General features: G+C 63.7%; 19 protein-coding genes. 17 read left to right on the forward strand and 2 right to left on the reverse strand.

Features of this window, described 5'->3' with window-relative positions; genetic code table 11:
- Nucleotides 1-3 precede the first annotated feature (3 nt).
- The 12 genes from ACFPTO_RS15675 to ACFPTO_RS15730 all read left to right on the forward strand — a co-directional run bounded on the left by ACFPTO_RS15675 (nt 4) and on the right by ACFPTO_RS15730 (nt 18,425).
- Nucleotides 4-636: an HAD family hydrolase gene (locus tag ACFPTO_RS15675; RefSeq protein ID WP_377712504.1), complete on the forward strand. Its 633-nt coding sequence runs from the start codon at nt 4-6 to the stop codon at nt 634-636.
- Complete coding sequence (locus ACFPTO_RS15680) at nt 633-1,361, forward strand: glycosyltransferase family 2 protein (RefSeq protein WP_377712505.1); 729 nt, start codon at nt 633-635, stop codon at nt 1,359-1,361. The genes ACFPTO_RS15675 and ACFPTO_RS15680 overlap by 4 nt, the downstream gene beginning before the upstream one ends.
- 2 nt (nt 1,362-1,363) lie before the next feature.
- The gene (locus ACFPTO_RS15685) at nt 1,364-1,687 is read left to right on the forward strand and encodes a hypothetical protein (protein ID WP_377712507.1); all 324 of its coding nucleotides are present in this window, start codon (nt 1,364-1,366) and stop codon (nt 1,685-1,687) included.
- Nucleotides 1,688-1,691: 4 nt separating this feature from the next.
- Nucleotides 1,692-3,473 (forward strand): hypothetical protein, encoded by a 1,782-nt coding sequence (locus ACFPTO_RS15690; protein WP_377712509.1) that lies wholly within the window; start codon nt 1,692-1,694, stop codon nt 3,471-3,473.
- Nucleotide 3,474: 1 nt separating this feature from the next.
- Nucleotides 3,475-4,110, forward strand: coding sequence for a hypothetical protein (locus tag ACFPTO_RS15695; protein WP_377712511.1), 636 nt, complete (start codon nt 3,475-3,477; stop codon nt 4,108-4,110).
- Nucleotides 4,111-4,160: 50 nt separating this feature from the next.
- On the forward strand, nt 4,161-5,369 hold the full coding sequence (locus ACFPTO_RS15700; RefSeq protein WP_377712513.1) for a capsule biosynthesis protein: 1,209 nt from the start codon (nt 4,161-4,163) through the stop codon (nt 5,367-5,369).
- Nucleotides 5,359-6,144 carry an SDR family NAD(P)-dependent oxidoreductase gene (locus ACFPTO_RS15705; protein ID WP_377712515.1) on the forward strand — a complete coding sequence of 262 codons (786 nt, stop codon included), beginning with the start codon at nt 5,359-5,361 and terminating at the stop codon, nt 6,142-6,144. The genes ACFPTO_RS15700 and ACFPTO_RS15705 overlap by 11 nt, the downstream gene beginning before the upstream one ends.
- A gap of 1 nt (nt 6,145) precedes the next feature.
- The gene (locus tag ACFPTO_RS15710) at nt 6,146-7,687 is read left to right on the forward strand and encodes an LTA synthase family protein (RefSeq protein ID WP_377712517.1); all 1,542 of its coding nucleotides are present in this window, start codon (nt 6,146-6,148) and stop codon (nt 7,685-7,687) included.
- A complete protein-coding gene (locus ACFPTO_RS15715; protein WP_377712519.1) occupies nt 7,684-15,396 on the forward strand; it encodes an SDR family NAD(P)-dependent oxidoreductase in 7,713 nt (2,570 codons plus the stop codon). The genes ACFPTO_RS15710 and ACFPTO_RS15715 overlap by 4 nt, the downstream gene beginning before the upstream one ends.
- A complete protein-coding gene (locus tag ACFPTO_RS15720; protein ID WP_377712521.1) occupies nt 15,393-16,316 on the forward strand; it encodes a UDP-3-O-acyl N-acetylglycosamine deacetylase in 924 nt (307 codons plus the stop codon). The genes ACFPTO_RS15715 and ACFPTO_RS15720 overlap by 4 nt, the downstream gene beginning before the upstream one ends.
- A gap of 36 nt (nt 16,317-16,352) precedes the next feature.
- Complete coding sequence (locus ACFPTO_RS15725; RefSeq protein ID WP_377712523.1) at nt 16,353-17,702, forward strand: aminotransferase class I/II-fold pyridoxal phosphate-dependent enzyme; 1,350 nt, start codon at nt 16,353-16,355, stop codon at nt 17,700-17,702.
- 84 nt (nt 17,703-17,786) lie between these two features.
- Nucleotides 17,787-18,425 (forward strand): GNAT family protein, encoded by a 639-nt coding sequence (locus ACFPTO_RS15730; protein ID WP_377712634.1) that lies wholly within the window; start codon nt 17,787-17,789, stop codon nt 18,423-18,425.
- A gap of 43 nt (nt 18,426-18,468) precedes the next feature.
- On the opposite strand, the gene ACFPTO_RS15735 is transcribed toward ACFPTO_RS15730, so the two are convergent.
- On the reverse strand, nt 18,469-19,290 hold the full coding sequence (locus tag ACFPTO_RS15735) for a glycosyltransferase (protein ID WP_377712525.1): 822 nt from the start codon (nt 19,288-19,290) through the stop codon (nt 18,469-18,471).
- Nucleotides 19,287-20,549 carry an oligosaccharide flippase family protein gene (locus ACFPTO_RS15740; protein ID WP_377712527.1) on the reverse strand — a complete coding sequence of 421 codons (1,263 nt, stop codon included), beginning with the start codon at nt 20,547-20,549 and terminating at the stop codon, nt 19,287-19,289. Before ACFPTO_RS15740 ends, ACFPTO_RS15735 begins: the two co-directional genes overlap by 4 nt.
- Before the next feature lie 193 nt (nt 20,550-20,742).
- Between ACFPTO_RS15740 and ACFPTO_RS15745 the strand changes: the two genes are divergently transcribed.
- The 5 genes from ACFPTO_RS15745 (at nt 20,743) to ACFPTO_RS15765 (ending at nt 26,477) form a co-directional block, all read left to right on the forward strand.
- Entirely contained in the window at nt 20,743-22,194 is a 1,452-nt protein-coding gene (locus tag ACFPTO_RS15745; RefSeq protein ID WP_377712529.1) for a phosphomannomutase/phosphoglucomutase, read from the forward strand.
- Nucleotides 22,195-23,831: 1,637 nt separating this feature from the next.
- Nucleotides 23,832-24,020 carry a Flp family type IVb pilin gene (locus ACFPTO_RS15750; RefSeq protein WP_377712531.1) on the forward strand — a complete coding sequence of 63 codons (189 nt, stop codon included), beginning with the start codon at nt 23,832-23,834 and terminating at the stop codon, nt 24,018-24,020.
- Between the two features lie 106 nt (nt 24,021-24,126).
- On the forward strand, nt 24,127-24,315 hold the full coding sequence (locus ACFPTO_RS15755; protein ID WP_377712533.1) for a Flp family type IVb pilin: 189 nt from the start codon (nt 24,127-24,129) through the stop codon (nt 24,313-24,315).
- 77 nt (nt 24,316-24,392) lie between these two features.
- On the forward strand, nt 24,393-24,941 hold the full coding sequence (locus ACFPTO_RS15760) for an A24 family peptidase (RefSeq protein ID WP_377712535.1): 549 nt from the start codon (nt 24,393-24,395) through the stop codon (nt 24,939-24,941).
- 114 nt (nt 24,942-25,055) lie between these two features.
- Nucleotides 25,056-26,477 (forward strand): P-loop NTPase and SpoVK domain-containing protein, encoded by a 1,422-nt coding sequence (locus ACFPTO_RS15765; RefSeq protein WP_377712537.1) that lies wholly within the window; start codon nt 25,056-25,058, stop codon nt 26,475-26,477.
- The last annotated feature ends 1 nt before the right edge of the window (nt 26,478 follow it).

Raw genomic sequence — 26,478 nt, forward strand, 5'->3', positions numbered from 1 at the left:
GCAATGATCAAGGCGGTTATTTTCGATATGGATGGTGTCTTAATTGAAGCAAAGGAATGGCACTACGACGCATTGAACCGAGCGCTTCAACTCTTCGGCTACGAAATCACTCGAGTTGAACATCTGACGACCTACGACGGCTTACCGACCAGGAAGAAGCTGGAGATGCTCTCACTTCAGCACGACCTGCCGCGCGGCCTGCACGCCTTCATTAACGAGATGAAGCAGCAATACACGGCGGAACTCGTGCACGCGCTTTGCAAGCCGCGCTTCGTCAACGAGTTCGCGCTGTCGAAGCTGAAGTCAGAGGGCTACAAGCTGGCGGTCGCATCGAACTCGATCCGCATGACAGTCGAACTCATGATGAGCAAGGCCGGGCTGACGAAGTATCTGGATCGCATGCTGTCGAACGAAGATGTCGTCGAGGCCAAACCAAGCCCGGAGATCTATCTGAAGGCGATAAGCTTGCTCGGCTGCAAGCCCGAGGAGTGCTTGATCGTCGAGGACAACGAAAACGGAATCCGTGCAGCGCGTGCATCCGGAGCACAGGTGCTGGTGGTGAATGATGTGCTCGAAACGAACTACACAAACATTTCCGAAGCAATCCACAAGGCTCAGGAGGTGCGCGTCGCATGAACGTTCTTATCCTTGCGGCAGGGGCCGCGGCAATGGAGCCGCTCGACGGTGAATACCCGCTGATGCTGACTGAGATCGACGGTGTAACGCTAATCGAACGCGTGATCCGTTCAGTCGAGCCGATCGTCGATGGGCGTTTGATTGTTGCGCTGCGTCGTTCGGAGATGTCGCACTTCCATTTAGGCGAAGTCGTGACCATCCTGCGTTCGGATGCCAAAGTCGTGCCGGTCTCCGACTCGGTGCGTGGCGCCGCATGTACTTCCCTGCTCGCTGCTGAACACCTCGATGGCGAGTCGGAATTGTTGGTTGTTAATGCGAATCAGCTGATCGATATTGACCTCGCCGAAGTCGTTGCCGATTTCCGCATGCGCTGGCTTGACGCGGGCGTCGTTACTTTTCAGTCGGTGCATCCGCGTTATTCCTACGTGCGTGTGGAGGACGACGGTCTGGTTTCAGAAGCCGCGGAAAAGCGCCCGATCAGTAAATTTGCTTCGACGGGTGTTTATTGGTTTGCCGACGGTCGCCGTTTTCTTGCGGGCGTCCGCAACACGATCCGCAAAGACGTTCATGTTGGCGGCAATTTCTACGTGACGCCGGTGCTCAACGAACTGATTCTGGAACAGGCACGCGTTGGCGTGTGGAGCGTCGAAGGCGGCAAATATCTGCCGATCAAGAGCCAGCGTCAGTTGCAGCACACGGAATCGCATTACGAGCATGGGGTCTGACTATGCAGGTTTTCAAGCTATCCGACATGACCAAGGGGTGGTTCGTTGGTGGGTTCGCCCCCACCGCGTTCCCGACTACCGCATGTGAAGTGGCAGTTAAGCGTTATGGTGCGGGCGACAAGGAAAGCATGCATTTTCATAAGGAAGCCACAGAGATCACGCTGGTTTTGTTCGGGCGGGTTCGTATGTTCGGCAGGGAATGGGGGGAGGGTGACATCATCGTTGTCGAGCCCAGGGATGCAACCGACTTCGAAGCACTCACGGATGCAGTCAATGTAGTCGTCAAGACGCCTGGCGCCCTGAACGACAAGTATCTGGTTGAATAAAGCGATGCCGATTTACAAGCTTGCGCATCTCAAGGCACTTGGTTACACGCCGGTTTCGAAGGTGACTGCGCCGATGCTGCCCGCCGAAGTTGCGGCCCGTGCAGCTACGGGTGCGACGATCGTGACTTTCAGACCGGTGGCGCGGCATTATCGGCCGGAAACGATTAAACGCGTCAACGCATCGGAGCGCTTTTCGTGGCTCAAGAGCCAGGATGTCGTCATGTACGGTGTGGAATCCGACACTCTGTTAGCGCCGCTCATCCTCTGGGATGTAGCGCATGCTATCGAGCTCGGTGCGACGATTACGATGCTTGGCGACGCATCGCCGTTCAAGTATCTGCAGCGCGATTACTTTGCGACGTCGTTCGAGGCAGTCGGGACTGCGGATGGAGGCGTCGCTTTTAGAAAACATTCGCCGCTGCTGGCCGAACACGATTCGGGGCTGGAAGCGTGGACATTTGGGATTCCAGTTGGTCCTGAGGATGCGACGTTGCTCAATGTGGCCGTAGAGCGCATCCTCGACTTGAAGATCGAGAATAAAGAAATCCTTTTATGCGGTCGGCCAGGCTCGAACTTTAAATATTTTGATCGCGTTCGAATCGTCGGGGAAGACATCACCGCGCCGCCGGTCAGGATTAGCGCAAAGAAGAACCGGCTGGCACAGGAGGCGAAGCATCCGAATCTTTGCATTATTCACGACCGCGTTTTCCTTCCGGAGAACTTCGACGAAGTCGTCAAGCGCTTCGGAGACTGCTACCCGCTAACGGCAATGCAATGCGTGTATTTCGAAGACAAGCTGAACATGGTTCCACGCCGGTACTCAGACGTAGGGATCTCGCATAAGGTTCGTGGCCAGAGCGAGCGTGGGGTAATGCGTAATGAGGGCGTAGAGCGTCCCAGTGAATTCGCTCCAGCCGTGCTTGCGTTGACCGAACGCCGGGGCTTTTTCGCTCACAATACGCTGCGTTACGATCAGACGAGCTATCTGACGGGCAGTATGTACATCTGCAAAAAATCGGTCTGGCTCGCTTGTCCGCAGAACGAAAGCTTGCATTGGCTCGAATTCGAGGATCTCGAACATGGGTATCGAGCATCGGATATGGGCGTTCCGAGCCGCGTCAATCCTTTTGGCGTGACGCAGTCACTGGTATCCCGTCCTTTACTCATGTACGTCAGCGGAACGTTCAGCGAAAGCGCGAAGGGCAAGGCGCGTCTCACACGTGCATGGACCACCGTGCTCCCTATCAAGCGCAAGCCTGCGATCAAGGTCAATACGGTGAAGGCACTTGAGGCGATGAACCGTTTTGCCGAAAAATACATTCCTGCCGAGATCAGGAGGCAGTTGCCCGCGGCGTCGGTGGAGCATTCGGCGCATCGGCTCACAACGATCATCGACATGCTATCGCGTGTGCGGGTACCCATGAACGCTGAAAAACTTCGCGCATTCGTGGCCGACTTCGAAAAATGGGTCGTGTTCGACCAGCTACCGGTCTCGTGGACTGAACGCGTCGTGCATGAATTCCTTTCCGAACGCGCCGATCCGGTGCGCGTGCTCGTGATGGAGAACGACGTGCTGATGAATCACATCGCAATGCGCCCGAAGGGGGCTGTGTTTCTTCGCTCGCCGGAAGAGTACCTTCAACAGAAATCTCCCGGTCTGGTCCTCGGGACCATGTTGTCGGCGCTCTATCTGTTTCTGCGACGTAGGGATGTGCTGCATCTGAAGGGTGGGCTTTTTTTCTACTTTCGCGCGTTGATGAAGTCGACGCCATTCAAGCGAGGCTGACATGCATACCGTCTGTCTACCAAGTTCTGCGTGGCGTACCGATGAACGAGCTGTCCAATCATTTTTGCACTGTGTCGCCGGGCGCGATGTGACGCAACCGGCGTCGATTCTTGTGGACAATTCGGCCATCCTGCGGCACGCGCAGGTTGTCCATGCGGAGCACGAAGTCCGTGCGTTCGAATTTTCCGATTGGGTGCGGATCGGTTTTACCGCGGAAGGCGTACTCGACATCGAACGAATCCGTAACGATTGCGCAATTTCCGCGGCAGGAAGCATCGTTATCGTGAAGGCGCACGGATTCGAATCCGATCTGATTGTACGAGCCCTCCATCAGATGCGGATAGGCTTCTTCACGGTGGCGAACTGGCCGTACGTTGTCGCCGTAGTCTGCGACGATTCGCAGGTGTTCCAGGTCGCGCCTCCGCTGTCATCGACGTTCTATCTGCAGCCGGCTGTGCTTAACCCGGCGACGTCAAGGCGCGTCGCGAAGCAGATCGCCGACGAATGCAAATCGTTGAAATGGTTCGGAAGGAGCGTCGGTACATTGCCGACCCTGCTCCGCCGCTGGGTAGCGTTGAGGCGAAAGGCGCGCGAGCGCAAGGCGAATCGCGGACTCGGCTGGGTATGGGACGAGTGAGAGCGTATGAGCGGCGCTGACAGCGCGTCGAGCACGGGGCAACCATAGCCATGCACCGTTCAATACTGGCTTTGCAGGGGCCGGCCTCTCCATTTTTCGGCGAGCTGACCTCGTCTCTTCGCACCCGGGGACACTCCGTCCGGCGGGTGAATTTCTGCGGGGGGGATCTTGTGTACGGTCGTGGAAATAACTGCCTGAACTACACCCAACCGCTTGCCGGCCTTGCCTCATGGTACGACGACGTGATCGTGCGGGAACGGGTGACTGATGTTCTGATGTTCGGTGACTGCCGAGAGGTTCATAGGCCCATGCATAAGATCGCTCACGCGCGAGGCGTACGCGTGCATGTATTCGAGGAAGGTTACGTGCGTCCTTATTGGCTCACACTTGAGCGTCACGGCGTGAACGGACGATCATTGTTGCCACGCGACCCGGAGTCGTACCTGGCGGCGCAAGCGACAACTCCACCGTGTCCGCTGGGTATCGAGACCGGCTATAGCCTGTTCGAGCGTGCGACGCACGATATGCGATATCGGGCGGCCAATTTTCTGTTCGACGGGTTCTTCCGGCACTACCAGAGTCACCGGCCGCGCAATGGAGTGACCGAATACGCAGGGCTCGCGCGGCGCGCACTAGAAGGGCGGGGCCATCGGGCGAAAGCGCTGGTAGTCGCTCGGGAGCTGCAGGCTTCCCGGCGCCCGTTCTTTCTCTTTCCGCTGCAATTGAATTCGGATTCGCAGATCGTTGTTCATTCGCCGTTTGATGGGATACGCGATGCGATTTCGAAGGTTGTCCGGTCGTTTGCACTTCACGCGCCGAAAGATTCATGGCTGGTCATTAAGAATCATCCGTTCGATACGGGGTTGATCGACTACCGCCTATACGCGCAGACGCTTGCGCAAGAGTGCGATATGGGTGAGCGTCTGCGTTTCATCGATGCGGGTCATCTGCCCACCTTGCTCGACCTCGCGCGAGGCGTGGTTGTCGTCAACAGCACAGTGGGCTTATCGGCGCTACATCACAAGCGACCACTCGTCACGTTGGGATCGGCGATCTATGGCATGGCAGGCCTCACCTGGCAGGGCTCGCTCGACACATTTTGGACGTGTGGGCAAGCGCCGAACGAGCAGTTGTATCGCGCATTCTTGAACTTTGTGGTTCATCGCACGCAAATCAACGGTGACTTCTATTCGCAAAGGGGTATCGGTATGGCGATTCCGGCTGCGATACAGCGTATCGAGGAGTCGCATGCAGCATAGTTCCCTCCGCCACGTCGCCATCACCGGCGCCAGCGCCGGCCTCGGCCGTGCGCTCGCGCTCGCCTATGCGCGTCCGGGCATGGTACTGGGCCTGAGTGGGCGGGACGAGGCACGACTCGCAGCGAGCGCCGTCGATTGCCGCCTGCGCGGTGCAACGGTTGTTACGGCGACCATCGACGTGCGCGACGCTGTCGCAATGCAGTGCTGGATCGAGACGTTCGACGCCGCATACCCGGTCGATCTCCTGATCGCTAATGCGGGTACTGCGAGTACGCTCGCGCACGCGGGCGACCGGGAGTCACGCGAGCGGACCGCAACGATTGTCGATACCAACTTTTACGGTGCGATTCACGCGGCGTTACCCGTCATCGAGCGCATGCGTATCCGCCGACGCGGCCACATCGCGCTGATCAGCTCGATAGCTGCGCTGCGCGGCATGGCAATTTCTCCGGCTTACTGCGCAAGCAAGGCTGCGCTGAAAGCGTGGGGCGATTCAGTACGGCCGGTATTGGCCCACGACGGCATTCGCGTGTCCGTCGTTCTGCCGGGTTTTGTGAAAACGGCGATGAGCGACGTATTCCCCGGCGACAAGCCGTTTCTGTGGTCGGCGGAAAAGGCGGCGAAGTTTATCCAGCGCAGACTGGCAAGCCGACGCGCCGAGATCGCCTTTCCCGGCCCGCTCGCGCTGGGGATGCGCCTGCTAGCGCTCCTCCCGCACTTCCTCGCCGACGCAATTCTCGGCCGCCTGTCCTACCTGCCGCGCGAGGAGCGATAGCGTGGAGTCTTCATCAATTGCGATCACGCTCGTCGCCGCCATCGCGCTGTCACTCGGCGCGGACACCTTTGTCATTCCGCGCGCGCGCTCGCGTCGCTGCCCCGTCGCCTTCGCCCTTCACGTCACGAGCGTGCTGTTCCTCGTCTGCCTGACCCTTGCAATTACGCGCCGTCCGCATTTCGCGGCGTTCGTTGCGTTCGCACTGGTCGCACTCGCTGGCGCCGTCAGTAATGCAAAGTACGCTTCCTTGCGCGAGCCTTTCGTCTTTACGGACCTGAGCCTTTTCAGCCAGTTGTTCACGCATCCGCGCCTTTACCTTCCGTTCCTGAGCCCTGCGACGATTGCAGCCATCGCAGTCGGCAGCGCGGTTTTCGTGGCCGGTTTCTTCCTCGATACGACGTTGCCCGCGTCCGCCGCAGTCGTTGGCGCCGCGGGTGCCGCTGCATGTCTCGCGCTCGGCTACCTGTTCGCGGCGCGCCTGCGACTCAGCCTCGACCTGCACGAAGACCAGCGCCACCACGGGTTCTTCGCAGTCTTCGTTGCCTATCTGCTGAACGGCATGCGTCCTGCTGTTTTTCGGGCATTCGCGCGTACGGTCGCTACCGGCCCGTTTGCCCAGACAAAGGCGTTACAAACCCATCCCGACATGATCGTGATCCAGTGCGAGTCGTTTTTCGATCCGCGCGCGTTATCGGATGCGATTGATCCATCGCTTCTCGCGCACTTCGACCAGGCCTGCCGCGAATCGCTCGAACACGGCCGACTGACCGTTCCCGCATGGGGCGCCAACACGATGCGTTCGGAGTTTGCGTTGCTCACGGGTTTGCCGTCGTCGCGGCTCGGCTACGCGCGCTTTTATCCCTACGCATTTGTGCGCCGCACCTGCGCATCGCTTGCCGGATGGTTTCGACACGCCGGTTATTGCACGGTGGCGGTTCACCCGTTTTTCGCGGATTTTTTTGGACGCGACCGCGTTTTTCCGCTGCTCCAGTTCGACCGCTTTCTCGACGTTCGCGCTTTCGCAGGCGCGCCGCGATCCGGCCCATATGTTTCCGATGCGGCGGTGCTCGACCGCATCGTCGCGCTGCTCGGCGAAAACCGTTCGCAGCCCGCGTTCATCTTCGCGATGACGATGGAAAATCACGGGCCGCTCCATCTGGAATCAGTCGAAGCGGGTGAGGCCGGGCACTACCACAAGCTCGGCGAGGATCCGGCGTGGCGTGATCTCACCGCCTACCTGCGCCATCTTGCGAACGCCGATGCGATGATCGGCCGCCTCATCGCGCAGCTGCGCGAACGCCGCCGCGACACGATCCTGTGCTTTTACGGTGATCACGTCCCGGCGTTATCCCACGTATTCGAACGGCTCGGCAACGTACCCGCCCATAGCAAATACTTCATCTGGCGAAACTTTGGAGGCCGGCCCGCCAGGATGCAAGGCAGAGCCGTCGAGGATCTTGGCGCCGCGCTGCTCCACGCCATGGAGAAAGCGGGTCAGTGCAACGCATCGGTTAGCACGGTGGAGAAGATACAGCGCCCATGAATAACAGCAAGATCGCAATCGTCGGCATGTCGTGCCGGTTTCCGGGGAGCGTACACGGGCCGGAGGCGTTCTGGAAACTGCTGGAAGGCGAAAAGGACGCCGTCACACAGATTCCAGCGGAGCGCTTCGGCACCGAGTTCTATCAGCATCCTTCGAAGCGCGAGCCCGGCAAGAGCTATACGTTCGCTGCGGGCGTGCTCGACGATGTCGCTGGTTTCGATGCCGGGTTCTTCGGTATCTCGCCGCGCGAGGCGACGCAGATGGATCCCCAGCAGCGTCTCCTGCTCGAACTGACCTGGGAGGCGTTCGAAGATGCCGGCGTGCGTGCGCAGGACATGCGCGGGCGCAATTGCGCGGTCTACGTCGGCGCCGCCAGTACCGACTACGCGAACCGCAGCATGGACGACCTCAATTCGGTCGATCCGTACTCCGCGACCGGCAATACGCTGAGCATCGCGTCGAACCGTATTTCGTATCTCTTCGATCTGCGCGGCCCGAGCATGACGATCGATACGGCGTGTTCGTCGTCGCTCGTCGCGCTTCATCAGGCCGTGAGCGCGCTGCGGTCGGGCGATGTCGATATGGCGCTTGCCGGTGGCGTGAACCTGCTTTTGCATCCGTTCGGTTTCGTGGGCTTTTCGAAGGCGTCGATGCTTTCGCCGCGCGGTCGTTGCCGCGCGTTCGACGCCACGGGCGACGGTTACGTGCGTGCCGAAGGCGGCGCAGTGGTCGTGCTGAAGACCCTCGATCGCGCGCTCGCGGACGGTGACGCGATTCACGCGGTCATTGCCGGAACCGGCGTCAATTCGGACGGTTTTTCGCCGGGCGGCATCAGCGTGCCGGGCGCGGCGACGCAGGCCGCGCTGCTGCACAAGGTTTATGCGTGCGCAGGCATCGATCCGCACACGGTCGATTACGTGGAGGCGCACGGCACGGGGACGGCAGTCGGCGATCCGGTCGAGGCGCGCGCACTGATCGAGGTCGCGGGTGCAGGCCGTCCTGCCAGCAAGCCGCTCCTGATCGGCTCGGTCAAGACCAACATCGGCCACCTGGAAACTGCGGCGGGCATGGCAGGGCTTTTCAAGGCGATCCTGTGTCTGAAGCATCGCGCCGTGCCGCGCACGCTGCATTTCAATGTGCCCAATCCGAATATCGACTTCGAGGCTGGCCGCCTTCGGGTCGTCGATCGCTTTACGCCCATCGGCGAGGACGGCCATGCGCTCGTCGCGGGCGTCAATTCGTTCGGTTTCGGCGGCACGAACGCGCACGTCGTGCTCACGCAGGCGCCTGCCGTCGAACGCGGCGCTTCGGGGTCGGCGTCGGCTTCACCCGGTCTTGCGCCGCTCGTGCTGTCCGCGCGCTCGAAGCCGGCGCTTGCCGCATTGGCCGCGCGCTATTCGGAACAACTCGATGCAGGCGTGCCGTGGGACGTGCTCGCGAGCGCGGCCGCGCATCGCCGGCAGTGGCTCGAGCAGCGTGCGATCGTCGCCCCGTCGAGTCTCGACGAGGCCTGGGCGGCGCTCGCCGCGCTCGCTTCAGCCGGTAGCGACGATGCGTGCGCGGCCGTCGTGCGTGGCGAGGTGCTCGAGGACGACGCGCGTGTCGCGCTCGTGTTTTCGGGCAATGGTGCGCAGTGGGCGGGCATGGGCCAGCAACTGCTCGCGCAAGATGCGACGTTTGGCGCGGCTGTTGCGGAAGTCGACGCGCTCTGGTGCGCCGACGGCAGCCCATCGCTGACGGCGGTGCTCTCGGCGGGCGTCGAGGACGAGGTGATTGCCGCAACCGAGCACGCGCAACCGCTGCTCTTCGCGATCCAGGTGGGCATCGTGCGGGCGATCGAGGCGCGCGGCGTGGCGTTCTGCGCGAGCGTTGGTCACAGCGTCGGCGAAGTTGCCGCGGCGTGGGCCGCTGGCGCGCTCACGCTGCAGGACGCCGTGCGGGTCGTGAAGACCCGCAGCCGTGCGCAGGCGACGACGCGCGGCACGGGCCGCATGGCTGCCGCCGGTATCGGCGAGGCGCAAGCATGCGAGCTGATCGAGCGCCTTGGATTGGCGGACGACATCGAGGTGGCTGGCATCAACAGCCCGCAGTCGGTGACACTGGCGGGCTCGCTCGCGGGCCTGCTGGTGATTCAGGCGGCGCTGGCCGCGAGCGGACAGTTCTTCCAGTTGCTGGATATCGATTACGCGTTCCACAGCCGTCACATGGACGCGATCGAGAAGACGGTGTACGAGCGCCTCGCGGACATCGCGCCGCGTGCGGGCAAGTGCCGTTTCGTCTCGACCGTGACGGGTGCGCCGCTCGACGGCACGGCGCTCGATGCCGACTACTGGTGGCGCAACATCCGCGAGCCGGTGCGTTTTGGCGACGCGATTGCGCGGCTCGTGGACGAGGGCGTGCGGCTGTTCGTCGAAGTCGGTCCGCACACGATTCTGCGCACCTACGTGAAGCAGTCGCTTGATGCGCTGAAGGTGCAAGGCGTCACGCTCGCCACGCTCAAGCGCCATCACGACAGCGCGCTCACGCTGCATCGCGCGATCCTGTCCGCGGTGGCACACGGCGCTCAAGTCGACCGCGAGCGCCTCGTCGCGTATCGGCCGGCTTGCGCGGAAGTCTCGCTGCCGCACTATCCGTGGCAGCACGAGCACTACTGGGTCATGCCGACTGCCGACGGCTATGGGCTCGCCGACCGCCGCCGCGAGCATCCGCTGCTTGGCTACCGTCTGCGCGAACACGCGTTCGCATGGGAAAACCAGATCGATCCGGTGCGCGTGCCGTTTCTTGCCGATCATGTCGTCGACGGCGGCGTGACATTCCCCGGCGCGGGTTTTGTGGAGATGGCGCTTGCCGCCGCGCGCGAGTTCTTCGGTACGCCGTCGTGCGCGCTCGAAAATGTCGAAATTCGCCAGCCTGTCGTGTTCCAGCCGCAGCACGCAAAACTGTTCCGTCTGACGATCGATACCCGCACGGCTGCGTTCACGATCGAGACGCGCGAGCGCATGAGCGAGGACGCCTGGGCAACCAACGTGGTCGGCCGCCTGCTCGCGAGCGGCACGACGCTTGCTTCGCGCGACGCACTGCCCGCGGCGGTGCGCGATGCCTTCGCGGTCCGGCCCGCGCTCGACGCGCACACGCTCTACGCAAGCACTGAGACGATCGGACTCGCGTATGGCCCTGCGTTCCGGCTGGTGCGCGAAGTGCGCGTGGCTAATGAAATGGCCAATGGCATGGCGCTCGCCGCGCTCGACACGCCGGTGGCAGCGCCGTATCTGCTGCATCCTGCGTTGATGGATGCGGGTTTTCATCCGCTGTTCGCGCTGCTCGCCGACGAGGGCGCTGCTGCCGGCCGCGCCGCGTATGTGCCGGTGCAGATCGTCCGCGTCGAGTATCTGCGCGGCGATACCGTCGAGCGCGTGCTTGCGACGATCCAGCGGCGCAGTCCACATTCCGTCGTGGCGTCGTTCGATTTCCTCGATAGCGAAGGGCGTGTCGTCGCCCGCCTGGGCGAGTGCCGTTTCCGCCGCGTCGATCTGCAGGCGCGACGCCACGCCGAGCCGGGACGCTATGCGTTTCGTCTCGAAGCGCGTCCGCTTGCGGGCGGCTTCGATGCGTCGTCGCTGCCCACATCGGCGATGCTGCTCGACGACGCGGTGAGCACGCTCGCCGCGCGTGACGAGCACGCACGCCGCGCGATGCATCTGACCGAAGTGCTGCCGCTCATCGACGTGCTCGCGAGCGGTTACGCGCTGCGTGCGCTCGAAGCGAGCGGCGCGTTCGACGCCCCGGCGCTGCCCGGCGGCCCGTTCGCGGACCTCACGGCGCGTCTTGCGGCGATGCTCGTCGAGGATGGCCTCGCACACTTCGACGGCGGCCGTCTCATGCGCGACGCCAAAGCCTGCGAGGCGTTGCCACACGTCGATGAGCTGTGGCGCAGTCTGCTCGAACAGTCGCCCGCGCACGTCGCCGAACTGACCTTGCTCGCGCACTGCGGCGCGTTGCTGCCTGCGTTGCTCAAGGGCGAACTGAAGCCGGAGCAGACGATGTCCGCGACGGGCAACAGTCTCGTCGAACACTTCTTTGAAGCCTCGCCGACGTGGTCGCATGTGCGTGCGCTGATCGGCGCCTTTGCGGCGCGCGCGGTGGCGGCATGGCAGGCACCGCGCCGTCTGCGCGTGCTCGAGATCGGCCATCCGGACGCGGAGGTGCCGAGTCCGCTGGAGCTCGCGCTACCCGCCGCGCGCTGCGACTGCGCAATTGCGTGCACGGCGCCGCAGCAGGCGGCGCTGGCCGCCGAAGGCACCTGTGCGGCTCGCCTCGTCACGCTTGTCACGGGCGAGCGCCTCACGCTCACCGCCGAGGATGACGCGCCCTACGACATCGTGATCGTGAACCGGCTGCTCGCAGGGCAGCGCGATCCGCTCGCGGTGCTGACCGCGCTGCGCGGCTGGCTCGCGCCGGGCGCCTTCGTCGTGATCGCCGAATCGCGCCACAGCCGTTTCGCCGACATCGTGTTCGGACCGTCCGGCGTAACGGCGGCTACGTCGCTGACCGCCGCCCAGATCGTGCACATGCTGGACGCAGCGGGTTTCGCCGACATCGTCTCGTTCGCGGAGCAGGGCGTCGAGTATGAGGGGACGCCTGCGCTGATCGTTGCGCGCGCACCGTCACGCGAGGCCACGGGCACGCTGCCGGTCGCCGCCGCGCCGTCCGTGCTGCCGATGTCGTCCGCGTCGTCCGCGTCGTCCAATGCACCGTGGCTCGTCGTCCATGCCGGTGCTGAAGCCGAAGCCGAAGCCGAAGTCGAAGTCGAAGCCGATGCAAGCGTCGAGGCGCTGGCATCGGTATTGCGCGAACGCGGCGTGGACGTCGCGGTCATCGCGCAAGCCGAAGCGGCGAAGACGCTGCACGCGATCAGCATCGCGCCCGATAACGCGCCGGTACATCTCGTGTTCATGGCACCCGATGCCACGTTGCCCGCCGACGCCGATGGCGCCGCCGTCATGCGCACCCAGCGCGCGACATCCCTCGCGCTCGCGCGGCTCGTGCGCGAACTCGGTGTCGCGGGCGTGCCGGTGCAGTTGAGCGTCATTACGCAGGACGGCGCACCGTTCGCGAGCCTCGTGCCGAATGCAGCGGCGGCAGCCGCAGCCGCGGCAGCACGTCGCCCAGAGCAGGCGACGCTCTGGGGGCTCGGCCGTGTGCTGGCGAACGAGCATCCGGAACTGGGCTGCCGTCTGATCGACGTGTCGTGTGCCTGCGAAGACGCATTTGCCACGCTCGCGAACGAACTGCTTGCTGCGGACGGCGAGGAGGAAGTGCTGCTCGGCGCGCACGGCCGCTTCGTGCCGCGCATGCTCGATGCAGCCGAAGCGCAGCGCCGCAGTACGCCGCACGGTGACGGCAGCGCGCGTGCGGTGGCGCTGGCTTTCGAATCGCCGGGTTCACTGCACAACCTCGAATGGTTTGCGCAGCCCGAGCGCGTGCTCAACGGCGACGAGGTCGAAATCGAGCCGGTCGCGACCGGCCTGAACTTCCGCGACGTCATGTACGCGATGGGACTGCTGTCCGACGAGGCCGTCGAGACGGGATTCGCGGGCGCGACGGTGGGCATGGAACTGTCCGGGCGCGTTACACGCGTCGGTGCGGATGTGCGTGAATTCAGGCCGGGCGACGCTGCGCTCGGCTTCGCGCCCGCGTCGTTCGCCACACGTGTTCAAACGCGTGCGAGCGCGCTCACGCACAAGCCGGCCGCGATGACGTTCGAAGAAGCGGCGACGATTCCGACCACCTTCTTCACGGCCTGGTATGCGCTCGTCGAACTGGCGCGCCTGCGTCGCGGCGAGCGCGTGCTCGTGCATGGCGGCGCGGGCGGCGTCGGTATCGCCGCGATCCAGCTTGCGCGCCATCTCGGCGCCGAAGTGTTCGCAACGGCGGGCAGCCGTGAAAAGCGTGAATTCGTGCGACTCATCGGCGCGGACCACGTATTCGACTCGCGCAGCCTCGCGTTCGCCGATCAGGTCCGCGACGCCACGGGCGGCGCGGGTGTGGACGTCGTCCTGAACTCGCTGGCGGGCGAGGCGATGGTGCGCAGCATCGATACGCTGCGCCCGTTTGGCCGTTTCCTCGAACTGGGCAAGCGTGATTTCTACGAGAACAGCCGTCTGGGCCTGCGGCCATTCCGCAACAACATCAGCTACTTCGGCATCGACGCCGACCAGCTCATGGGCGCGCTGCCCGAAGTGACGACGCGTCTGTTCCGCGACGTCATGCAGTGCTTCGAAGAAGGCGTGCTGCATCCGCTGCCGTATCGCATGTTCCCGGCTGCGCGCGTCGAGGAGGCGTTCCGCTACATGCAGCAGGCGCGGCAGATCGGCAAGGTCCTCGTCGGCTATCCGGCGGGCACGCCCGCGCCGACGCGCGGGCAGATGCGCGGCGAGACGTTGCAGCTCGATGCCGATGGTGCGTATCTCGTGATCGGCGGCACGGGCGGCCTGGGCTTCGCGAGTGCGCGCTGGATGGTTGCGCGCGGCGCGCGCCACCTGACGCTCGCGAGCCGCGGCGGCGTACCGAACGACGCGGCGCGCAAAGAGATCGCGCGCTGGCGCGAAGAAGCGCAAGTGAGCGTGGATGTGGTGTCGTGCGACGCGACCGATGCAGCGGCTGTCACGGCGCTCGTGGTGTCAATTGCCGCGCGCGGCACGCCGGTCAGGGGCGTACTGCATTCGGCCATGCACATCGACGACGGTCTCGTGCGCAATCTCGACGACGCGCGTTTCGAAGCGGTGCTTGCGCCGAAGCTTGCGGGCGCATGGAATCTGCATCGCGCGACGGCGGGCCACGATTTGCGCTTTTTTATTGTGTACTCCTCCGCGACGGCCGCGCTCGGCAACCCGGGGCAGTCGAGCTACGTCGCCGCCAACAGTTTTCTCGAAGCGCTCGTTGAAACGCGCCGCGCGGCGGGACTGCCCGGCACCTGCATGGCGTGGGGGCCGCTCGAAGACGTTGGTTTTCTCGCGCGCAACGAAACAACGCGTGAGGCGTTGCAGTCGCGTATCGGCGGCGCGTCGATCTCGTCGGACGAAGCGCTTGCCGCGCTGGAGCGCGTGCTGCTTGCGGACGAAGCGGGTGAGGCCGTCGTGCGGCTCGACTGGCAGGCGCTTTCGCGCGGCATGCCCGCAGCGCTCGCGCGCCGTTATGCCTCGCTGCGCATGCCCGGCGTGCAGGAACCCGTGCGCGAGGGCGCGCAGCACTTGCGCGAGCGCATCCGCGTGATGCCGCGTGCCGACGCGCTTGTGCTGGTCGAAGAAACACTGCGCGCGCAGATCGCGCACATTCTTCACCTCGCGCCCGAGCGCATCGACGTCGAACGCGCCGTGCTCGACATGGGCATGGACTCGCTCATGGGCATGGAACTGGGGCTCGCCATCGAAGAACGGTTCGAGGTCAAGCTCTCGGTGATGGCGATCGCGCAGGGTGCGACGATCCGCTCGCTCGCGGCGCGCATCATCGATTCGGTCGATTCGGCCGATTCGGCCAATTCGATCGAAGCGAATGAGGACGGTGCGGACGATGGCGTGTCTCAGGTCGATGCGCGGGGCGTCACGATTGCGCAACTGGCGAGCCAGCACGCCCTCGACGGCGAACCGGCTGCGCGCGCCGCTGGCACGCCGGATGCCGCTCAGACCGTCGAAACGGAGGCGGTGCAATGAGCGTACCGGCCGGCTGGCTAGCCAGTCAGGGTACGCTCGCGCGCGAACTGACGATGCGCGGCCGCGGATTGCATACGGGCCGTGCCGTGAACGTGCGCATCGTGCCGGTGCGCGATGCGACGGCAGCGGATGCGTCGCCGGGCATCGTGTTTCGCCGCATCAAGGACAAGCGTGAAGTGGTGTGGCTGCGCGCGGAGCCTGCGCTGCGGCACGCGCAGCCGCTGTGCACGATGCTGCGCGCAGCGAACGGGCTTGGCGTGCGCACGGTTGAGCACTTGCTCGCATCGTTGCTGGCCTGCGAGATCGACCACGCGGTGGTCGAAATCGACGCCGAGGAAGTGCCGATCCTGGACGGCAGCGCATTGCCCTGGATCGAGGCGATTCGTGCCTGCGGCCGCGAGGCGCTGCCGCAACCGAAGTGCTTCATTCGCGTGCTCAAGCCGGTTGCGGTCGTCGACGGAAGTGGCGCGCAGCGCCGCGAAATGCGCGTCGAACCCGCGGCACGCTACGAAATGTGCGTGCGCAACGATCTCAAGGGCTTCGGCGACATGCAGTGGAACGGTGCGCTCACGCCCGAAGTTTTCGCCAGCGAGATCGCGCCGTCGCGCTCGTATGGTCGCGTGAAATGGGCGGTGCCCGCAATCGTCGCGGGCTACGTGCGCGGCATGCCGATCCTGCGCGGGGCGCGCCCTTCGTGCACGGCGCCGATCGTCGGCAATCGCGTGCTGGGCGGCATGCGATTGCCCGACGAGTTCGTGCGTCATCGCGTGCTGGATCTCGTCGGCGACCTCGCACTCGCCGGTGCGCCACTGCTTGGCCGCGTGAGTGCGCAGCGCCCGAGTCACGAAATGAACTTCCGGTTGCTTGCCGCGCTGCTCGCCGAGCGCGATGCGTGGGAGTGGACCGAATGCGCGACGTAGCACCGCGCGGACCTTCGATCAGGGAGGCGGCACTTTATGGGAATGAGTGAGCAGATCCGCAAGCAGCTTGCGGCGGCGGCGCTCAAGCGCCACCTTGAGCGCGTCTCGGGTGCGGTGCAGGTGCACGGCGAAGGCACTGCCGTGAACGCCACGGCGCGAACGGGCGCGGCGGCGGGTGGTGCGTGGGACGCACGCGCGCGCTTCGAGGCCATGCCGCTGTATCGGCAGGTGAGCCTCATTCGCCAGATGGGCGACACGCTGCGCGTGTCGTCGCCGTTCTTTCGCGTGCACGAAGGTTCGGCAGGCGCCACTACCCGTATCGGCGGGCGCGAGTACATCAACTTCGCGAACTACAACTACCTCGGGCTTTCCGGCGACCCGTTCGTGACGGCCCAGGCGAAAGACGCGATCGACCGCTACGGCACCTCGGCGTCCGCGAGCCGCATGGTCGCGGGCGAACGCGTGGTGCAGCGGGAACTCGAACAGGCGCTCGCGCGCCTGTATGGCACCGACGACTGCGTGGCATTCGTGAGCGGCCACGCGACGAACGTCACGGTGATCGGCGCCCTGTTCGGGCAAGGCGATCTGATTGTCCACGATGCGCTCGCGCACAACAGCATCGTGCAGGGCGCGCAGTTGAGCGGCGCAAAACGCCTCTCGTTCGCCCACAACGACTGGCGCGAACTCGATGCGCTGCTCGCGCGCGTGCGCCATGAATTCCGCAATGTGCTCGTCGTCATCGAAGGGCTCTACAGCATGGACGGCGATCTGCCCGATCTCGTGCGGTTCGTCGAGATCCGGCGGCGTCACGGCGTGTTCCTGATGGTCGACGAGGCGCACTCGCTCGGCGTGCTCGGTGCAGCGGGCCGGGGCATCCGCGAGCATAGCGGCGTGGCGAGCGGCGACGTCGATCTCTGGATGGGCACGATGAGCAAGACGCTCGCGGGCTGTGGCGGCTTTATCGCGGGTTGCCAGCCGCTGGTCGACATGCTGCGCCATCTTGCGCCCGGGTTTCTCTACAGCGTCGGTCTCGCACCGGCACTCGCGGCAGGCTCGCTCGCGGCGCTAAATCGCATGCTTGCCGAGCCCGAGCGGGTCGCGACGCTGCAGGCGCGCGGCCGGCAGTTCCTGCGCGAAGCGCGCGCAGCCGGTCTGGATACGGGCACGAGCGCGGGCTACGCCGTCGTGCCCGTCATCACGCGCAGCTCGCTCAAGGCGGCACAGTGGGCCAACGCATTATTCGAGGAAGGCATCAACGTGCAGCCGATTTTCTATCCGGCGGTCGAAGAACGGGCAGCCAGGCTGCGTTTTTTCATCTGCTCGACGCACAAGCCGGAGCAGATCACGCATGCCGTCGACGCGCTCGCGCGCATTGCGAAAAGATAGCGGGACGACATCGTGGCGAATGGATCTGCAGCTCTGCTCGCTCTATCGGCCGACGCGCACGAAGCGTTGGCCGCACCGCCCGCGATGACCTTTCGCGCGGCGCGTGCGGAGGATGCGGCGGCGGCTGCGCCACTCGTCTTCGCTTCGGGAGAGCGGGAATTCCGGTTTTTCCTGGGGGTTTCAGCCGACGAGTGCGTCGCGTTTCTGCGTGATGCGTTCGCGCTTTCTGCCGGGCGATTTTCCTGGCAACGACATCGTGTAGCGCTCGACGCGAGCGGCACGGTCATTGGTGTGATCGCTGCGCATGACGGCCGGGACATGTGCGCGGACGATGCGCACATCGCATGGACACTGCTGCGGTATTTCGGATCGCGGCGCACGGTCCCGATGCTGCTGCGCGGGCTCGTCCTCGAACAGGAACTGCCGAAGCCGAAGCGCAGCCAGACGCGGGTTGCACACTGTGCCGTCGCCGCGGCAATGCGCGGCACGGGCGTTTTCTGCGAACTCTTTGGCGACGCGCGGCGCGCGGGCATGCGCGGCCTGGCTGGCGAGTCGGATGAACGCGAGATCGTACTCGACGTGCTCGTGAGCAACACGCGCGCGGCTGCGCTGTATCGGCGGCTTGGTTTTGTCGAGGTTGCGCGGCGGCGCCTGCGCTCGCGCCGGTTGCCTGTCGATCTCGAATCGATTCGAATGCGTTTCAGTCCCCGTATGACTGATTGAGACGCAAGATGCTCAGCATATCCATCGAAGTCCACTCAGACTTTCACGTGAACAGCACGCGCTTCACGCGCTGCAACGTCCTGTACGGCGTCACAAAATGCAGCAAGCTCTTCGCGAGCCCTGCCCAGTCGCGCCAGTTGAGCACGTTCAAATAACGCCATTGCAAACGCAGCGTGGAAACGATTTGCCGCCGCCGCTTTGTCGCGCTAATACCGCCTTCATTAAGTTCGTAATAGAGCCCAGGCTCGGGCAGGTTCGCGCATTCGTAGCGCTCCATCAGCCGCAGGAACAGATCGAGGTCCTCGGCTGCCGGATATTTCACGCGATAGTTGCCCACGGCCTTCACCGCGTCCACGCGCAGCATGACCGAAGGGTGAACCAGGGGCGAGCGCAACAGGCGCTCGCGCCGCAAACGCGCAGGGTCGGCTGCAGGCCTCAGCATGAAGAGCGGCTCGCCTGCGCGATTCACGACTTGCGTCCACATGCCGAGCGCGGCGAGCGAGGGCGTTGCCTCCATGCATGCGCGCTGCTTCGCAAGCCGGTGCGCGAACGCGAGATCGCCCGCGTCGATGCGGGCGGCATAACGAAAGCCCCGCGTGGCGAGCGCTTCGATACCCGCTTCGAGTGCGCGCTCGATACCGCCGTTCCTGGGCATGCGCAGAATTTCCACGCACATGCCCGGCACGTCGGGCGCGACGATCGGCGGCGTACTGCCGTCGTCCACGACAAGCGCGTAAATGGTTGCGTCCTCACTGAACGAAGCCAGCGAGCGTTCGACGTCGGCCTGGCCGTTATACGCGGGCATCAGCACGGCGACGTCAGCGAGCGCACCGTTACGCGCGGCGTCTGCAATGGGGTTCGTCATGAAGCGAGCTTGAGGCGGATGTAATAGAAGTTCACGCTTGCAGCGGCGACATAGCCCGCCGCAAGTCCCACGAGCGCACCGTACGCGCCGAGGCGGTCGATGGCGATGAGGTTCACGGCGAACGCCACGGCGAGCGCGAGCAGCCACTTCGCGAGCAGCACGAATTTGGCCTGGTATTTAAGCACGACGAGGTTGCCGATCGCCTCGATTCCCGCAGGCACGGAAAGCCACACGGCCCAGCGGAAAATGCCGACTGCCTCCGCGTAATCCGGGCCGAACACGCGGCCGATGATGAAGCCAGCGAGCGCATCGAGCACGAGCGCGCCCGACACCATCAACGCCGCGGTCATGATGAAGAGCCGTAGCAGATTGCGGCGCAGCTGCGCGCTTTGCTGCACGCGATAGACGAATGCGGGCGCGATGGTTTGCGCGAGCATCAGCGCGAGCGTGATCCAGTTTTCGTTCAACTGCTGCGCGGCCGAATAGCGGCCGAGGTCGGCGAACGAGATCGTGCGTTCGAGCATCAGGCGGTCGAGTTTCAGGAATAGGTACATGCAAATGAGCCCGAGCCAGAACACGGTGCCCGCCGTGGCGAAGTGGCGAAAGAGCGTACGGTCGATGTGCCAGCCGAGCTTGCCGCCGTGGCGGCGCCGGAAGTAGAGCACGAGGGCCGCGCCGATTGCCGCCGATTCGATCGCCCACAGCCAGCCGAAGCTCGCGGGCCCGAATGCGGCGCGCGCGAGCAGCCAGACGAAGAGCGCCTTGAGGATGGCCGTCGTCATGCTCGCCAGCAACTGCGGTTTGCTGTACGTCATGCTTTGCAGCCAGGCGTTGACGACGCCGACGAAAGGTTCGCGGAACAACATCGTGACCGCGAGGCCCGCGAGCATGGCGCCGACGAGCGGATCGGTCGCACCCATCGCGATGCCGGCCCAGGTCACGAGCAGCGCCGCCGCGGACACGCCGATGCGCAATGCAAATGCGCTGCCGAGCACCGTGCCCAGTTGCTCTGGCGGCCGGGTCACGATGGTCGGCACGAGGATTTCCGCGCCGCACACCCAGGTGATGGGCGCGAGCACGAGCAGCAGCGTGTTGGCGTATTGCCACTTGCCGAAGACATCGGGACCAAAGTAGCGCGCGAGTACGCCGCTGATCGCAATGGCGACCGCGATCTGCGTGACCCGTTCGAGGCCGAGCCACATGATGTTTGCGAATGCGCGGGCGACGTCGGGGTTCGCGTAGCGCTTCAGGCTCAGCATGGCCGCACGGCGCCTGGGGTGGCCGGGTGCCCATGCGGCATACGGGGCCGACGCGGAACAGGCATTATCGATATTGTTGTTGGAAGGAAATGGCCAGGCATTAAAATGGGTGCCTAATTGTCAGGTAGCACAGGCGAAAGACGGCCATTATAGTTTGTAACGGATTCGACTTTTCGTAACGCGCTGCACAAGTATGCAGCCGAACTGTGTTACCTATAGGCACGGTCATTCATGGACGGTGAGTCTCATTATGGTTTCTCAATCGATTTTCAAGGCCTATGACATTCGCGGCGTGATCGGCAAAACGCTCGACGCCGAAACGGCGCATGCCATTGGCCGGGCATTCGGCAGCGAAGTACGTGCGCAGGGCGGCGATGCAGTCGTGATCGCGCGTGACGGCCGGCTCTCCGGGCCGGAACTGAGCCGCGCGCTGGGCGACGGCCTGCGCGAAGCGGGCGTCGATGTCGTGGACGTGGGCATGGTGCCCACACCGGTTGGCTACTTCGCGGCCAGCGTGCCGCTGAAGCTGGCGGGCGGCGAGCGCAGCGTGGATTCGTGCATCGTCGTGACCGGCAGCCATAATCCGCCCGATTACAACGGCTTCAAGATGGTGCTGCGCGGCAAGGCGATCTACGGCGCGCAGATCACCGCGCTCTACGAGCGCATCGTTGCGGGCCGCTTCGACACGGGCGCGGGCAGCTACACGCAATACGACATCGCCGACGAATACGTCGCGCGCATCGTGGGCGATGTGAAGCTTGCGCGGCCGATGAAGATCGTCGTCGACACCGGCAATGGCGTGGCCGGCAATCTCGCGCCGCGCCTCTTCAAGACGATGGGCTGCGAGCTGGTCGAACTCTTCACCGACGTGGACGGCACGTTCCCGAATCACCACCCGGATCCGGCGCACCCCGAAAACCTGCAGGACGTGATTCGCGCGCTCAAGGAAACCGATGCCGAGGTCGGCTTCGCGTTCGACGGCGACGGCGACCGCCTGGGCGTTGTCACGAAGGACGGGCAGATTATCTATCCGGACCGTCAATTGATGCTGTTCGCCGAGGACGTGCTGTCGCGCCATCCGGGCAAAGAAATCATTTACGACGTGAAGTGCACGCGCAATCTCGCGAAGTGGGTGAAGGCCAAGGGCGGCGTGCCGCTCATGTGGAAGACGGGCCATTCGCTCGTGAAGGCGAAGCTGCGCGAGACCGGCGCGCCGCTTGCGGGCGAGATGAGCGGCCACGTGTTCTTCAAGGACCGCTGGTACGGCTTCGACGACGGGCTCTATACGGGCGCGCGCCTGCTCGAACTGCTCGCGCGCGTCACGGACCCGAGCAAGCTGCTCAACAGCCTGCCGAACTCGCACGCCACGCCTGAACTGCAACTCAAGCTCGAAGAGGGCGAGAACTTCGCGCTGATCGCGAAGCTGCAAAAGAACGCGCAGTTCACGGGCGCGGACGAGGTCATCACGATCGACGGTTTGCGCGTGGAGTATCCGGACGGCTTCGGGCTCGCGCGTTCGTCGAATACGACGCCGGTAGTCGTGATGCGCTTCGAGGCCGACAACGATGCCGCGCTTGCGCGTATCCAGGCCGATTTCAAGCGCGTGATTCTTGCCGAAAAGCCGGACGCGAAGTTGCCGTTTTGACGATGCGTTGCGCGGCCCGGTGCGGTTCGGCGCACATTGGGCCGCGCGCCGCATCGAGTGGCGCAGACCGTCGCCTTGATGTCCGTACGCGGACTCGCGAACAATTCCGCATGCTTTCCGGCTGACGGGTTGCTTTCTGATTCCTTTTGTTTTGCGAAACTATCGAGCGCGAAGCAAAACCGGCACCAGGCGCGCCGCACTGGATGGTGAGTATCGGATGCTTCGCCATGCAACTATGGTTCGGGCGTCTTCAGCGGGCACCGAACTTCTTCTGCCCACCCACGTTCCTGCTGGTCGTATGGCCAGCCGCGTTGCTGTCATCCCGCAGCTTGTACCTTGCCTATCTTCGGGCGGGCATTCTCTTCGTATTCCATGTGTGCGCGCGCATCCTTGTGGATCACGTGCGTGACACTGCTCCATGAATGCGGCGCTGTGCGTGCAAGCGCACAGAGCGCACGTCACCGGGAATCCTGCACGCCAAACGGTTCGAACGCCGCGCAAGCCTGCGCATGTAACCGATGAATCATTTGCGTAACAAAATGTGACGGCGCTATTTCGACTGGCTTTTTCAGACGCTCGTAAGCGACGTTATGCGTGTTTCTCCTGGTAGGCCGACGAATTCCCCTTCTCAGCAACGCCGTCTTGCACCGGTACAAGACGTTCGCGACAGCAAACGTTCGTGCGTCCGTAACGCCCGTCGACAGGGCGATTCGGCTCGCCCGAACGCTTTGCTGGCCTGAAGGAAAATTACTTCTGAAAGCTCGACGACGGCCCCTGCTGTCGTGCCGCACAAGACCGCATCGCGCGTCCGATTCACCGTTCCGGACCGCGAAGCCGTATCAAAGGTGAAACAAAACAGAATCCGCAGCGGCCGGCTGGCAAGGTCCGCACGTGTTGCATACGGTCTGTGTGTTTCTTCACATAGTGACCCTGATTCTCTTGTGCGTTGCAGGGATTTCGTCTGCATACGTGCGCTTGCCTACCCAACTATTCGCGTCGCCAAAATACCTGACGACTGGAGCGTCCCTGTTTGATTTCAATGCTTTAGCCGCCCGAACGAACGTCTTCCGTGACGCGCGCCGGGCTCTTCCCGTCGTCAAGCCGTTCCGAAGCGCTTCCATGGCTTTTCTGGCGACTTCATGGGCCCGTGTTCAGCAGTGAAACATTCTGTGTGTGACCGGATTGCCGGGATCCTTTACTTCGCCAAACAATTCAATCCCATCAAGCATCCCGGGCGTGTTGGCACGCTTGTCGCTAAGTAGCAGGCGCAACGGTGACGTGCAGCCTGCGCAGTGATCAGGCGACGCGTCACGGCTTCCGGCCTCGCAGGATTGCTGACGGGGGAATCAATCCTCGATGCCGAAAGACTTCAGCCTCTGATCCGTCGGTCATGGAAAGCGGTGCTGAAGGGCAGGGAGCAGCGATTACGGCCTCGGCGGTTATCGACGTTCCCGCAGTGGTGGCTTAGGGGAAGGGAAGGTACGCGGCGCATCACACAGGGGCGATACGTCGCAGTGCAGATCCTCTTGGTCAGGCTTCCGGGCTGTGCAGTGTGAGGCCCTTTAACCGATGCTCGGTCCCGCAGCGGGCATGTTTGAGTACTTGAGTTCAAAACTTCATTTTCAAGGAGCTTAAAAATGCAAAAGACTCTCGACCTGATCCGTGCCTTTGGCCGTGAAGAAGATGGCGTGACGGCGATCGAATACGGCCTGCTGGCTGCGTTGATCGCGGTGGCGATCATCGCGGGCGCTACCCTTGTCGGCGGTGGCCTCAATACGTTGTTCACCAACGTCGGGAACAAGCTGCAGGCTGTCGTCGTGCCCTAAGCGACGCAACAGGCGAAGCGGAGCTGCCGGGTCTTTGCCTTGTGCAGCTCCGCGATCAGTATCGCGAAGTGAGCGTCTGGAATCTGAAAGTCCTTGGGGAAAACAGATGAACGCAATTCCCGACCTGATCCATGACCTTACGCTCGAAGGCGATGGCGTAACGTCGATTGAATACGCCCTGCTCGCCGGCCTGCTGGCCGTGGCCATCATCGTCGGTGCGACGGCCGTCGGCGCCAGTCTGAACGTGTTTTTTACCAATGTCGGTAACTGGTTCACCGGCATCACGGTGCCTTAAAAAGTAAGAAAACTTGGATAACAAGTCGACCCGCTATCTATCGAGGGTCGAACTAATGAGCACAACCGGGGAACGCCATGGACGCTTTCGCTTTTCCTGTCGGAGCATGCCTGCTGGGGCTGCTCGTCGCTGCCGCAGGCACGGACCTGCATACGCGGCGCATTCCGAATGTTCTGGTGCTCACGGGTCTGGCGGTGGCGTTCGCGGTGCAGTGGGGACTGCACGGCGTCGGTGAGGGCAGCCAGCGCTGGATATTGGGCCTGCTCACGGGAGGCGGCCTGTTCTTTCCGCTCTACCTGTTGCGCGGCATGGGGGCGGGCGATGTGAAGCTGATGGCGGCCGTGGGCGCTTTCGTCGGACCCGGGACGGCATTCGAAATTGCGCTGACGGCCTGCGTCATTGGCGGAGTCTGGTCGCTGGCGGTGGTTGTCTTTAGGGGTAACGCCAGGGCCGCAGGCACCAACATCCTGGCAATCCTGCTCTCGAAGGGCGGTCAATGCAGCAGGCTGTCCGGGAAAGAAAGCGGCGCCGTACTGCCTTCGGTCGGATCGCTGCCTTATGGCGTCGCCATTGCACTGGGCACGTTGAGCATCATGATCCTGCGCGCCGGACACAGCATCGTTTGATGGGCGAGGGCAGTCGCGCAAAAAATTCACGCAAAAGCAGAGGCCACGTCGAAGGGCAATAAAGGCAGCAAAAAAACACTTCGCGCGATGCGCGGGGACATTCGGGGGTACAACGTGAAAGACCAACAGCACACGGTGCCGCAGGCATCGGCCGACGTGACGCGCCTTCATGACGCAAGCCGCGCACGTAGCGACGGGGACGCGGCGGGCAAGCTGGCCCGCGCACCGCGCACCATCGAGGAAACCGGCCTCGACCAGAACTTCCTTCTCGAACTTGTCGCCAAGTCCGCATTCGTGATAGGCAAAGTGACACTTTCCCAGCTCGTGCAGCGGCTAAAGCTCTGCGCCAGCGTGCTCGACAGTGTCGTGTCGTTCGGCGTGCGGGAGCGGATTCTCGAAATCGTCCGGCGCGGCGCCAGCGACCTCGATGTCGAACTTCAATTGACGGAAGGCGGGCGTCAGCGCGCGGCCGACTTCATGAGCCGGTGCCGCTACGTCGGCCCGGCGCCGGTGTCGCTCGCGAGTTATGAAGCCGTCCTGGCGCGGCAATCCGTGCGGCAGATGCACGTGACACGCACGCAGGTGCGCGCGGCCTTTGCCGGGCTGACGGTCAGGACGTCGCTGCTCGACGACATTGGCGGCGCGGTCAACAGCGGCAAGCCGGTGATCTTCTTCGGTCCGCCGGGAAGCGGAAAAACTTCGCTTGCCGAACGACTGGGCCAGCTGCTGCCTGGGCGCGTCGCGGTGCCCTATGCGATTGCCGTCGAAAACGAAGTGATCCAGATTTTCGACCCGCTGATCCACGAACCGTTTAACGTCGCTGCGCCGGATGGGGCGCAGGGGGCGCCCACCGACGCGCGCTGGCAAGTCTGCCGGCGGCCCACGGTGCTGTCGGGTGGCGAACTCACGCTCGATATGCTCGAGCTGCACTATGACGACGCGAGCGGGTTCTATCAGGCTCCGCCGCACGTGAAGGCCAACGGCGGTCTTTACGTGGTCGATGACCTGGGACGTCAGCGTGTCGAGCCGGCTGAACTGCTCAACCGCTGGATCGTGCCGTTCGATCGCGGCCGCGACATGCTCACCTTGCATACGGGCTTGCGCTTCTCGCTGCCGTTCGATGTCTGGGTTGCGTTCTCAAGCAACTTCTCGCCCGCGGATCTCGGCGATGAGGCGTTCTTCCGGCGTCTCGGCTGCAAGCTGTATGTTGGCGCGCTCGACGTCGCCGAATACAGGGCCGTCTATGAGCGCCGCAGCGAGGAGCTGCGTGTTCCGTCGGACGCCGATGCCTTCGAATACCTCGTTCACCACCTGCACATGACGTCCGGGCGTCCGCTGCTCGCCTGTTATCCGGGCGACATTCTGCGCATCGTGCTGGCCAACGCCAGGTATCTGGACGAGCCGCCCATCGCCAGTGCGCCGAACCTTCTGCGTGCGTGGAATAGCTATTTCGCGGTCGTCGGCGAGTACGAGGCGCCGCCGCCGCAACAGCAGGGCGCGTCGGAGCGGGCCGCAAAAAAATCAGCGGCCGGTTAAT

Source organism: Paraburkholderia denitrificans (assembly GCF_042655705.1).
In the GTDB taxonomy this organism is placed as follows: Bacteria; Pseudomonadota; Gammaproteobacteria; order Burkholderiales; family Burkholderiaceae; genus Paraburkholderia; species Paraburkholderia denitrificans.

Coding starts and splice junctions, on each gene's coding strand:
- ACFPTO_RS15685 (WP_377712507.1), top strand. CDS start 1,364: ATGCAGGTTTTCAAGCTATCCGACATGACCAAGGGGTGGTTCGTTGGT.
- ACFPTO_RS15700 (WP_377712513.1), top strand. CDS start 4,161: ATGCACCGTTCAATACTGGCTTTGCAGGGGCCGGCCTCTCCATTTTTC.
- ACFPTO_RS15690 (WP_377712509.1), top strand. CDS start 1,692: ATGCCGATTTACAAGCTTGCGCATCTCAAGGCACTTGGTTACACGCCG.
- ACFPTO_RS15675 (WP_377712504.1), top strand. CDS start 4: ATGATCAAGGCGGTTATTTTCGATATGGATGGTGTCTTAATTGAAGCA.
- ACFPTO_RS15715 (WP_377712519.1), top strand. CDS start 7,684: ATGAATAACAGCAAGATCGCAATCGTCGGCATGTCGTGCCGGTTTCCG.
- ACFPTO_RS15750 (WP_377712531.1), top strand. CDS start 23,832: ATGCAAAAGACTCTCGACCTGATCCGTGCCTTTGGCCGTGAAGAAGAT.
- ACFPTO_RS15730 (WP_377712634.1), top strand. CDS start 17,787: ATGACCTTTCGCGCGGCGCGTGCGGAGGATGCGGCGGCGGCTGCGCCA.
- ACFPTO_RS15745 (WP_377712529.1), top strand. CDS start 20,743: ATGCAGCCGAACTGTGTTACCTATAGGCACGGTCATTCATGGACGGTG.
- ACFPTO_RS15755 (WP_377712533.1), top strand. CDS start 24,127: ATGAACGCAATTCCCGACCTGATCCATGACCTTACGCTCGAAGGCGAT.
- ACFPTO_RS15695 (WP_377712511.1), top strand. CDS start 3,475: ATGCATACCGTCTGTCTACCAAGTTCTGCGTGGCGTACCGATGAACGA.
- ACFPTO_RS15740 (WP_377712527.1), bottom strand. CDS start 20,549: ATGCTGAGCCTGAAGCGCTACGCGAACCCCGACGTCGCCCGCGCATTC.
- ACFPTO_RS15705 (WP_377712515.1), top strand. CDS start 5,359: ATGCAGCATAGTTCCCTCCGCCACGTCGCCATCACCGGCGCCAGCGCC.
- ACFPTO_RS15725 (WP_377712523.1), top strand. CDS start 16,353: ATGGGAATGAGTGAGCAGATCCGCAAGCAGCTTGCGGCGGCGGCGCTC.
- ACFPTO_RS15720 (WP_377712521.1), top strand. CDS start 15,393: ATGAGCGTACCGGCCGGCTGGCTAGCCAGTCAGGGTACGCTCGCGCGC.
- ACFPTO_RS15760 (WP_377712535.1), top strand. CDS start 24,393: ATGGACGCTTTCGCTTTTCCTGTCGGAGCATGCCTGCTGGGGCTGCTC.
- ACFPTO_RS15680 (WP_377712505.1), top strand. CDS start 633: ATGAACGTTCTTATCCTTGCGGCAGGGGCCGCGGCAATGGAGCCGCTC.
- ACFPTO_RS15735 (WP_377712525.1), bottom strand. CDS start 19,290: ATGACGAACCCCATTGCAGACGCCGCGCGTAACGGTGCGCTCGCTGAC.